The sequence below is a fragment of the Bacillus pretiosus genome (genome assembly GCF_051294775.1).
GTDB lineage: Bacteria > Bacillota > Bacilli > Bacillales > Bacillaceae_G > Bacillus_A > Bacillus_A wiedmannii.
On record NZ_JBPPHF010000349.1, the window covers coordinates 1 to 293 of the forward strand.

Sequence of the window (293 nt, forward strand, 5' to 3'; positions counted from 1 at the left end):
CTATAAAGCACAACAATGGGTTGATAAACAAAGTCCAGAAGAGATAGCTGACACCGTTTCTCCGTTATATAAAGACACTTCAAAGGACATTACAGTAAAAGTAATTGAACGATATAAAAAGCAACATTCTTATGCGACAAATCCGCTATTAGATGCTGAAGAATGGAAACAGCTCCAAACGATTATGAAAGAAGCTGGCGAATTACAACAAGAAGTTCCACACGAAGCGCTCGTCAATACAAAAATTGCCGAAAGCGTTATTAAGAAATAGAGGCGAAGTGTATGAGTTTTTT

At 36.9% G+C, this 293-nt stretch carries 1 pseudogene; it reads left to right on the forward strand.

Annotated features, from left to right (window positions below):
• Positions 1-271: pseudogene (locus ACSG5Z_RS31210) on the forward strand (ABC transporter substrate-binding protein); the annotation flags it as partial.
• Between the last annotated feature and the right edge of the window lie 22 nt (positions 272-293).